The organism is Pseudoalteromonas sp. S3431 (assembly GCF_000690035.1).
Classification (GTDB): domain Bacteria; phylum Pseudomonadota; class Gammaproteobacteria; order Enterobacterales; family Alteromonadaceae; genus Pseudoalteromonas; species Pseudoalteromonas fuliginea.
The window spans coordinates 1-10,341 of record NZ_JJNY01000060.1 but is presented as its reverse complement, the minus strand read 5'-3'; the positions used below and the strand labels follow the sequence as shown (position 1 = coordinate 10,341).

Genomic DNA, 10,341 nt, shown 5'->3' with positions numbered 1-10,341 from the left:
AATTAAATTGCACTATAACGTCGTTAAAATTTTTTATTTAGAACAAGATACAAAAACTTTAGCCTAGTTCTAGCGTAATTTTCTTAAGGTTAAATAGACCCCATACATAAGCAGATTGGTATAGTATTCATTTTACTTTGCAGTTTTAGTGGTGCCACCAAATAACTGTACTACGATTTACAAAGCAAAAAAGAGCAACAAGTGCTCTTTTTAAATTAGTCAATGTTGCTTAATTGGTTTAGATATCTTTAGGTTTTTCTATGTAATAACCTTGCACGCCATCTAAGCACAAGGTTTCTATAATATGTTTTTCTTCTTGGCTCTCAACACCTTCGGCAAAAACATTAACACCAATGCGGTGGGCTAAATCGACCATTAAGCGCATAAAGTACTGATTGTTTTTATCATCTTCTAGGCCGCGAGTATAACTGGCATCCATTTTAATAAAGTCAGGTTTTAAATCGCGGAAAAACTTAAATGAGGTTAAACCAACACCAAAACGTTCAACAGTTACACGTGCGCCCACTCGGTGAACCATATCAATAAAGCGCTTACTTGCTTTAATATTTTGTTGTAAGCCGAACTCGCTCACTTCAAAAATAAGTTTTGATGCAATATGGGTATCTTTTAATAAGCGACGCTCTAACCAAATTACAAACTGATCGTTATGAGCGCTTGAAGCCGTGACATTTAAACCAAAATATTTTTCAGAAAGGTTACGACTTTTAACTTTTTCAAGTGATGAATCGATAATTAATTTATCTATATCAACTGCCATACCAAGCTTTTCAGCCATAGCTAAAAATGAAGCTGTAGGCAGAACTTGATTATCTTCTGTTTTGAAGCGAACTTGAATTTCAGCGTATGCTTTAATACTTTTACCAAGCGGCATAATATTTTGCATAACCAAATGAACTCGTTTGGACTCAATAACCTCGTTAATCACTTTACGCCAGTTTTGATTACCAAACCCAGCACTTACATTATTTACAAGATCGGATTCACGCTGTACATGCCATGCATTAATTTGCTTAGACTGCGCCATACTCATCGCATTATCAACAACTGAGAGAAGTTCGCCTAACGGCTTACCCTTTTCATAACCAACAATACCGGTATTAGCCACTGAGCTTAATTCTTGATTCTGCTGATATTGAGTGAAACGAGATTGTAAGTTTTCGCCAAAGCGTTCGGCTTCTTTAAGTGGTATATGGGGAAGTACAACAGCAAAATCAGAACTATTTAATCTAAATAATTGACTGCCAGCATACGTGCCACTTATATGTTTAATTATATCAGCCACACCCTTTACGTACTCATCACCTTTTTGATAGCCACGGCTTTGATTTATTGCTTGCAGCTCGCTACAGCGAATCATTGCTAATGAGCCAAAAGTACTTTGTTCACTATTTTCAATGTTTTTTTCGTAGTACTCAACAAACATATTACGATTACCTAGCGCGGTAATTACATCTTTATATGCTTCGTGTTTAATATTGAGCGCTTCACTTTGTATATATTCATTTTTTGTTTTAAGAAAGTGCGATAAGCGGTTAAAACTTGGTACTAAATCTTTTCCTAAGCTTTTTAGTTTAGAGCTATCTAGCACTGTTTCTAATTCACCGGCTTGGTTTTGGTTAATATAAACATCGATAACGTCAGAGACGGTCATACTGATACTTTTATTTAGATGATTAAAAATAGATTGCATCAAAATAATAGGAATAATTACTAAAACAGCGGAAATAAAGATAATAATAAAAAGTGATATTTGAAGTTGTTCAGCTAAGTGTTGAATATTAACTGTAAATTCAACTTTTATATCTGCAGCCTTATTTACCGCAAACTGCGGTCGGGCAGAGTTAAAAATAGACTGTATAAAATCTGCAAATAGTGGCAGGTCAATAAGGGAGTTAACGTTAAATACTTCTGCGCCTTGGTAATCTCGTAACGTAAAGCTTGAGAACGTTTTACCATCAGCCAATGATTTTTTTAAATTTTGTACTAAATTATCGTCAAAAGAAAGGTCGTTTATATAGTTGGTAACGCTAGCTTGCGCATTTTTTTGAGCTTCACTTACTGCATTATCAAAGCTTACCGAAATGAAATAGCTTCCAGCTGCAACACATAATAACCAAGAAATTATTTGTATAAAGATAAGTTTTTTAAAGCCAGCCATTTTTTCAGTCTTTTAATAGTTCAAAAGGGAAGGAATGAAATCCTGATTAGTAAATCAGAGCAAATTATTAGCGCGATTTGTTTTTTTATTTATAAAACAGAGGGTAGTGGAATTTAGAATAAATGTCTATGAAATTATTAGAATTGGCTCCCCCTCCCCGACTCGAACGGGGGACCTGCGGATTAACAGTCCGTCGCTCTAACCAACTGAGCTAAGGGGGAACTAAAGTAGAAATTTTATTATGATGATTTGGCTCCCCCTCCCCGACTCGAACGGGGGACCTGCGGATTAACAGTCCGTCGCTCTAACCAACTGAGCTAAGGGGGAACTACATCATAAACATAAACTTGGCTCCCCCTCCCCGACTCGAACGGGGGACCTGCGGATTAACAGTCCGTCGCTCTAACCAACTGAGCTAAGGGGGAATCGTTTATGGTTGAAAAACTTGGCTCCCCCTCCCCGACTCGAACGGGGGACCTGCGGATTAACAGTCCGTCGCTCTAACCAACTGAGCTAAGGGGGAAGCGTCTTGCCTTTCAACGGGGCGAAATATTAATGACCGCGCCGCAAAGTGTCAACATATAAAAGTTATAAATTTAAAAAAGGTGGTTATTCGTTGTTTTTATGTTCGATCTGCGTGTTTTGTGACTTCATTTAAAGAACCTTTTAAAAAATAGAGTTACGATTTTAGACGATATGCCGATTTTTGAGATCGCCTTTCTTAGTTCTTTGAGCAAATAAAATACAATGTTAAACCGCTTAGCTGTAAAAAATACGCACAAAATATAAAAAGTAACGTTTGTATTTTTTATTGTTGGTCTGTTTTGTCAAAAAAGTAAAAGCTTTAAATTGATTTTCGATAATCACAGAAGTGAATTATTTTTTACAACTTATATGTACGATGGTGATTATATTGTCAGAGCTCAAAAATAATACAATCAATACGTTGCGTTATACTTTCATTTTTTTCACAAGAAGATAATCAGGTTAATAAGGCAATTTATATGTCGAGATGGTTTTTGCTCTAAAACCAGAAAAACGCGATAAGTTGAATATTTGTAATAAGTCAGAACTGAGTAAAAAAAGCATCACTCTAAAAGCCTTTGTAAATGCGGGCTTGAATGAGTTATCCACGGTTTCTGTGGATAACTCTGTTTATGAAACTTTAAGAACATCAGCGGCACCAGCATTTTAGAGTGCTACAACGATTTCAAGCTTTTAAATCACTATTTTTATTTTATTAAAAAACAACAGGTTACTATTATCAATTTAAATCATCTAACTCGATGAGAGAATTTTTTCGTTACGATAAAATAAAGCATGTCTTTGTGTGAAAATGCATCAGTAATGAACGGGGGTTTGTAAAGAAAAGTAACTAAAATGTGTTTTAATTGTTTTTTGGCGGCTTAGTGCTCAATTTTAGCAAAAATATCTAAAAATAGATCTTTACTGTTTTGTCGAATAGTTAGTTTTATGTTTCCTTCAAATCTGTTGATAAATCCGTGGCTTGAATTGTCTTGATGCTTTAAAATGATTTGCTCAGTAAAAGAGGCTTATTTATTTCATGCGCGCAATTTCAAAAACTCAGACTCGCCCAGATTTACTAAACGATCCTATCTTGCCTACATTAAAGACCATGACCATTCCGATGATTTTTGGCATGATCACGTTAATGATGTTTAATATTGTTGATACATTTTTTATCAGCTTATTAGGCACAGAGCCATTGGCTGCAGTTAGTTTTACGTTTCCTGTTACGTTTACAGTTATTAGCTTAGCCATTGGGTTAGGTATTGGTACGTCGGCAGTTATAGCTAAAGCTTTAGGTAGCAACAAAATAGATGAAGCGCGTTTTGACGCAAGCGTTTCAATATTGGTTGCTTTTGTTTTAGTGCTTATTTTATCGTTTATTGGCTATTTGCTAATCGACCCCATATTTACGTTATTAGGCGCAGGTGAGCAGGTACTTCCTTTAATACACGAATACATGAATGTATGGTTTATCGGTAGCGTATTTTTAATAACCCCAATGATTGGTAACTCGGTACTGCGTGCCAGTGGCGATACTAAAACGCCCAGTATTGTAATGGGCGGGGCGGGGCTTATAAATGCGGTTCTCGATCCTATGCTTATATTTGGTTTTGGCCCTATTCCTGCGTTAGGTATTCAAGGTGCCGCTATTGCAAGTGTAATAGCATGGGGAGTTGCTGTTGTTATTATTTTATATTTACTAATAGTAAAAAAACGGTTGTTGAGTTTAAAAGCCGGGTCGCAAACGGTGGTAGGCGCTATTCGTAAAATATTAAAAATAGGTTTACCCGCCGCAGGCGCAAACATGTTGACCCCGGTTGCAATGGCTGTGATGACCGCTATGGTTGCACATCACGGACCTGAAGCCGTCGCCGCATTTGGGGTAGGCAGCCGGATAGAATCTATAGCCAGTATTCTTGTACTTGCTTTGTCGATGACATTACCCCCGTTTGTGAGCCAAAACTTTGGAGCGGGTAAATTATGCAGAGTAAAAGATGCTTATATTGGTACCTTAAAATTTGTGATGATTTGGCAATTTGCTATTTATATTTTGCTTATTGTTTTTTCAGGCTTTATTAGTCAAATGTTTGGTAAAGAACAAATGGTAATTGATGTGATAAAACTCTTTATTTACACCATTCCGTTTAGCTACGGTTTGCAAGGGGTGATCATATTATCTAATTCTTCGTTTAATGCTTTACATAAACCAATGAATGCACTGTTTTTAAGTACTATTCGTTTATTTGTTTTTTACCTACCGTTTGCTTATATAGGTAATGAGCTAGCTGGTTTAATTGGATTATTTATTGGTGCGGCACTGGGTAATTTATTTACTGCAATGGTGGCATATAAATGGTTTATGAAAGAGCTCGATGCGTTGAGCAGTCAATCATTACGGGAGTGCAATAGTTGAGCGATCATTTTCAGTTAAAATCACATTTTAAGCCAGCAGGCGATCAGCCTACCGCGATTAAACAACTGTGCGAAGGGTTAGAAGCGGGGCTTGCACACCAAACCTTATTAGGTGCTACGGGTACAGGTAAAACCTTTACCATGGCTAATATTATTAACGATTTAAATCGTCCAACAATAATTATGGCGCACAATAAAACGCTTGCTGCTCAGTTATATGGTGAGATGAAAGAGTTTTTCCCTAAAAATGCCGTTGAATACTTTGTATCGTATTACGATTACTACCAGCCAGAAGCCTATGTTGTATCAAGCGACACATTTATCGAGAAAGATGCTTCGATAAATGAGCATATAGAACAAATGCGTTTAAGTGCGACCAAAGCACTGCTTGAGCGCCGCGATACCATTATTGTGGCATCGGTATCGGCTATTTATGGTTTGGGTGACCCTAAATCATACATGAAAATGATGCTGCTTTTAAAAGTCGGGGAAAAAGTCGATCAACGCGATATGCTACGCCGCCTCGCCGAAATACAATACACCCGTAACGATGTAGATTTTAGCCGTGGTACATATCGCGTGCGTGGCGAAGTGGTCGACATATTTCCTGCCGAGTCAGATACCTATGCCGTACGCGTAGAAATGTTTGATGACGAAATAGAGCGCTTAAGTATTTTCGACCCGCTTACTGGTGCTATCGAAAAGCACATAGTACGCACCACTATCTACCCAAAAACACACTATGTTACCCCGCGTGAGAAAATACTCGGGGCTATCGATAAAATACAAGAAGAACTAAAAGATCGAAGAGCGCAGTTACTCAGTGCTAATAAATTAGTAGAAGAGCAACGCGTAACACAGCGTACGCAATACGATATAGAAATGATGCGGGAGCTAGGTTATTGCTCAGGTATAGAAAACTACAGCCGCTATTTATCGGGTCGCACGCCAGGCGATCCGCCGCCTACGTTGCTTGATTACCTCCCAGACGACGCATTAATGATTATTGATGAATCGCACGTAACCGTATCGCAAATTGGCGCCATGTACAAAGGCGACAGAAGCCGTAAAGAAAACCTTGTTGAATATGGTTTTAGAATGCCCTCAGCAATGGATAACAGGCCGCTGCGTTTTGAAGAGTTTGAAGCCATAGCACCACAAACTATTTATGTATCGGCAACGCCTGGCGACTTTGAGCTAGAGCGTTGCGTAGGCGAAATTGCTGAGCAAGTAATTCGTCCAACAGGGTTGCTTGACCCACTTATAGAAGTGCGCCCAGTAGGGGATCAGGTTGATGATCTTTTATCAGAGATTTATAAAAGTGTAGAGAAGGGCGAACGTGTACTTGTAACTACACTTACAAAGCGTATGTCTGAGGATTTAACCGACTATTTAAGTGAGCATGGCGTAAAAGTGCGTTACTTACATTCAGACATTGATACGGTAGAACGAGTTGAAATAATTCGTGACTTACGAGCTGGCGTGTTTGATGTGTTAGTGGGCATTAACTTACTGCGAGAAGGCCTTGATATGCCAGAGGTGGCACTTGTTGCCATACTTGATGCCGATAAAGAAGGCTTTTTACGCTCAGCTCGCTCTTTGATACAAACCATTGGCCGTGCTGCTCGTCACTTAGATGGCCGCGCTATTTTATATGGCGACAGAATTACAAAATCAATGGCAAAAGCCATGGACGAAACTGCGCGCAGACGCGAAATTCAACATGCTTACAACGTTGAGCACGGCATAGAGCCTCATGCTCTGGCTAAAAAAATACTCGATGTAATGGATGTAGGCGAAGAAGCCGGCCCTAAAGACAACCTTAAACTTATTCGTAAAGAGTCTAAAAAGGTACTTAGTGCGAAAGAAATTGCTGTGCAAATTAAGCAGTTAGAAACCAAAATGCATGCATACGCAAGCGACCTAGAATTTGAAAAAGCGGGCTCTGTTCGCGATGAAATACATGAACTACAACAACAGTTGATTAATTAAAAATGACAGCAAACTTTACTCCTCTTATTACTGCGCTTGAAGACGCGCCAATTTTAAAAAATGAACTGTGTCGTGTTTTTCATGGCCGAGGCCACAGCGTCGAAGCGTTAAGTCATATTAATTTAGACTTTTACCCGCCCAGTTTATTTTTAGTTTCGTACGACGAAATTGACGAGCAAACACTAAGCGAGCTTACCGATGTTGTGTGGCAGTGGGCACAAAAAAACCAGCCAGAGCTTATTAGCTCACTTGTGTATCAGCAACGCGCTGGCGTACAAAGCCAAAATACCGTGGTTTATGGGCAATTACCTAACCCGCATGTTGTAACCGAAAATGGCATTCGTTTTTTGGTTGATTTACAGAGCCGTCAAAATACCGGAATATTTCCCGATATGCGCAGCGGCCGTGAGTTTGTAATGGCTAATAGTAAGCATGGCAAAGTGCTTAATTTGTTTTCGTATACATGTGGGTTTTCGCTTGCAGCCATGCAAGGCGGGGCAGATCATGTAATGAACATGGATATGAGCAAAGGCGTGCTAAAAGTCGGCAAGCAAAACCATCAACTAAACGGTTTTGAGCGCGGCGTAAGTTTTTTACCGCACGATATTTTAAAATCGTTTGGAAAACTAAAAAAAGCAGCCCCGTTTGATTTAATAATAGTTGATCCGCCAAGCTTTCAAAAAGGCAGCTTTATATTAACTAAAGACTATCAAAAAGTGCTGCGCAGATTGCCAGAGCTACTTTGCGATACCACACAATTGTTATTGTGTGCTAATAGCCCAGAGCTTAGCGAAGAGGCGTTTAAAGCGTTAATAAACGAGCACACCCAAGGCGCAATTGAATTTGTTGAGCGTCTAGCCCCCACCGAGCGTTTTATTGAAGTAGACAGCAATAAAAGTTTAAAAGCGCTTGTCTATAAAATGTCACAAATACCTGCTTAAATGAAGCTCAGTAAACGCTTAACTGCCATTGATACATTAATTTCGCAGCATCACGATATTATTTGGGATTGTTGCTGCGACCATGGTTATTTAGGCATGGCGCTATTAAAGCGCGCAGCTGCAAGCCAGGTTATTTTTGTAGATATAGTCGCCACTTTAATGAACGACCTAGAAACGCAATTATCATCTATTAATAAATTACAAAAAACCTGTGATAAAAATCCGCAGTGGCAGGTCTTATGTCAGGATGTAGGCAAAATTGAAATTGCTCAAAGAAAAAGCCAAGTAGTTGTAATAGCAGGTGTTGGCGGTGAGCTGTTGTTAAGTTTAGTACAACAAATTATTGCTAATAACGCAGTTGAGCATTTAAATAATGTTCGGTTTATTTTATGCCCAGTGCATCACACTTATAAGTTGCGAGTCGGTTTAAAGCAATTAGGTTTAGGGCTTGTTAGTGAACAAATAGTTTACGACAACAAACGTTTTTATGAAGTGATTGAAGTGAGCTTTAGTACCAATAATGAGATTAGCCATACCGGCAACAAAATGTGGGACTTTGCTAGTACAGAGCATGCTATGTACCAACGGCAACTCATAAATCATTATAATAAAATGCTCAATAAAGATAAGCCATACTATCAAAAAGTTATAACAGACTATCAAGAACTCACCGATAGTTAAAAAAGCCCAAAAGTAGGGCGTACATGTGATCTAATTACGACATTGACGACGTAATGTGTTCATAGTTTATATCGCACAACGCGAGTTTATTTGGTTTATTTATGTCAGATAACAAGAGTCACATTAATCATTTGCTTAGCAATGAGCAAAAATGGCAACACAGTTACGAGCAACCTATTTCTTATGCACCCCTTGTGCAATTAGCTAATAGTAACTGGGTGGTGCCACAGCATTTTTTACGTTACAAGCACACGCTTCAAAGCGTAAACGAAGTACTTGAGAGTATTGAATTTTCGGCTCATTTTAGAGTGCTTGCTGCACAAAAAGGTGAAGAAATTTACCTACAAGTAGCAGTGCTGAGCCCAGATAACTACCAAAAAAGCGCATCTACTAATGAAGCCAAAGCTAAAAAACTATTATTTGGCAGACGTTGGATAGTAGAGGAAAACTTACCTACCTCAGAGCTTATTCAAACCGCATTTTTAGCGTTAAAAGTAGCGCGAGAACATGAAGTAAGAGAGCTTTTTCAGTTAATGCAAAGCGGCGCAACAAGCACGCCATTTAATAACCATCACGACTTACCGGTAATGGCGCAAAACCCTGAACTTGTTAAAAGCGAAGCGGTTACAAGTAACGTTGATGAAGTGCTTAAACGCATTGTATTTGCAGGAAAAAGCATTGAGCTTAAAAGCCAGCAGCAAGTAGCCGAGCAACATTTATATACTGTTGAGCTGTTGTGTGAGGATTGCCAGCTTAGCGAGTTTAATAAAAAAACAATTGCGTTTTTAACAGCAGATCCATCCGTTAATAGCTTTTTACACGGCTTAATTGCGGCATTGGTGGCCACAAGTAACGACTACGTAAACGAGCAGTTTAAATACAAAGGTTTTGCCCGCTTTAGTAAACACGTTGCGGTTGAACAAATAGGTAACCTAAGTATCGCTATGCGCTCGCCAAGTACCGTAGGGCTTTGCTCTATGGGTAAGCAACATGCTAATCAGTTAAACTTTGAGATAGACAGTGGGCGAGCACCACAGGGCTGCGGGCAAGCTATTGGTGGGTTTTTAGCTGCTCACGGCATTGAGCAGCCAGAAAATGCGCATTTATATCCAAATTACTTATAACAATTTAAAGTTTATTAATTTCATCTTTAACGTTAAAGCTCGAATCAGTAACAATAGCCTCAAGTGTTTGTACGCGCTCTTTTAATGCAAGCACTTGTGCGTTTGTTTCAGCTAGTTGTTTATGGGCATCGTTGTTGTTGTTTTGCATTTTATGCTTAAACTCAAGGTGCTTTTTATACATATCGTAAACTACTCCTGAGCCAACCGAAATTAGCACAATAAGTACAATCATCGTAGTTCCAGACATAACCTCATTCCTTATCATTTTATTATTCGTTGTTTATGGTTAAAGTATAACCTTTAAGCGCTTTTGATAAAGCTGACAATTGTAACTTAATTTGTATACTTTACTTAAGCCAAGCTTTGAGAGTGTTCATCATTTATACACTTTAGATATTGTTTAATGGCTAGGGCGTGTTAATCTTTGTGGATTGAAATTTGTTCAACCTAGGGGCGATTAAATCGCGGCGCGAGGTTTGTA

At 38.6% G+C, this 10,341-nt stretch carries 7 protein-coding genes and 4 tRNA genes; 5 read left to right on the top strand and 6 right to left on the bottom strand.

What is annotated here, in order from left to right:
* Nucleotides 1-238: 238 nt before the first annotated feature.
* From DO88_RS04765 to DO88_RS04785, 5 genes are all read right to left on the bottom strand, one after another.
* A complete protein-coding gene (locus tag DO88_RS04765) occupies nucleotides 239-2,179 on the bottom strand; it encodes an EAL domain-containing protein (protein WP_007379058.1) in 1,941 nt (646 codons plus the stop codon).
* A 144-nt stretch (nucleotides 2,180-2,323) separates the two neighbouring features.
* Nucleotides 2,324-2,400: transfer RNA gene (locus DO88_RS04770), tRNA-Asn, on the bottom strand.
* Nucleotides 2,401-2,429: 29 nt separating this feature from the next.
* Nucleotides 2,430-2,506 (bottom strand) — tRNA-Asn (locus DO88_RS04775).
* Between the two features lie 21 nt (nucleotides 2,507-2,527).
* Nucleotides 2,528-2,604, bottom strand: a tRNA-Asn gene (locus DO88_RS04780).
* Nucleotides 2,605-2,625: 21 nt separating this feature from the next.
* Nucleotides 2,626-2,702, bottom strand: a tRNA-Asn gene (locus DO88_RS04785).
* A gap of 1,041 nt (nucleotides 2,703-3,743) precedes the next feature.
* Between DO88_RS04785 and DO88_RS04795 the strand changes: the two genes are divergently transcribed.
* The 5 genes from DO88_RS04795 (at nucleotide 3,744) to DO88_RS04815 (ending at nucleotide 9,860) form a co-directional block, all read left to right on the top strand.
* A complete protein-coding gene (locus tag DO88_RS04795) occupies nucleotides 3,744-5,123 on the top strand; it encodes an MATE family efflux transporter (protein WP_007378929.1) in 1,380 nt (459 codons plus the stop codon).
* Nucleotides 5,120-7,114, top strand: coding sequence for an excinuclease ABC subunit UvrB (uvrB, locus tag DO88_RS04800; protein WP_007378930.1), 1,995 nt, complete (start codon nucleotides 5,120-5,122; stop codon nucleotides 7,112-7,114). Before DO88_RS04795 ends, uvrB begins: the two co-directional genes overlap by 4 nt.
* 2 nt (nucleotides 7,115-7,116) lie before the next feature.
* Entirely contained in the window at nucleotides 7,117-8,055 is a 939-nt protein-coding gene (locus DO88_RS04805; RefSeq protein WP_007378931.1) for a class I SAM-dependent methyltransferase, read from the top strand.
* Nucleotides 8,056-8,736, top strand: coding sequence for a tRNA (adenine(22)-N(1))-methyltransferase TrmK (locus DO88_RS04810; RefSeq protein ID WP_007378932.1), 681 nt, complete (start codon nucleotides 8,056-8,058; stop codon nucleotides 8,734-8,736).
* Nucleotides 8,737-8,837: 101 nt separating this feature from the next.
* Nucleotides 8,838-9,860 (top strand): hypothetical protein, encoded by a 1,023-nt coding sequence (locus tag DO88_RS04815; RefSeq protein ID WP_033040296.1) that lies wholly within the window; start codon nucleotides 8,838-8,840, stop codon nucleotides 9,858-9,860.
* A 4-nt stretch (nucleotides 9,861-9,864) separates the two neighbouring features.
* Here DO88_RS04815 and DO88_RS04820 read toward each other — a convergent pair whose 3' ends face one another.
* Nucleotides 9,865-10,107 carry a hypothetical protein gene (locus DO88_RS04820; RefSeq protein WP_007378934.1) on the bottom strand — a complete coding sequence of 81 codons (243 nt, stop codon included), beginning with the start codon at nucleotides 10,105-10,107 and terminating at the stop codon, nucleotides 9,865-9,867.
* Nucleotides 10,108-10,341: the final 234 nt, after the last annotated feature.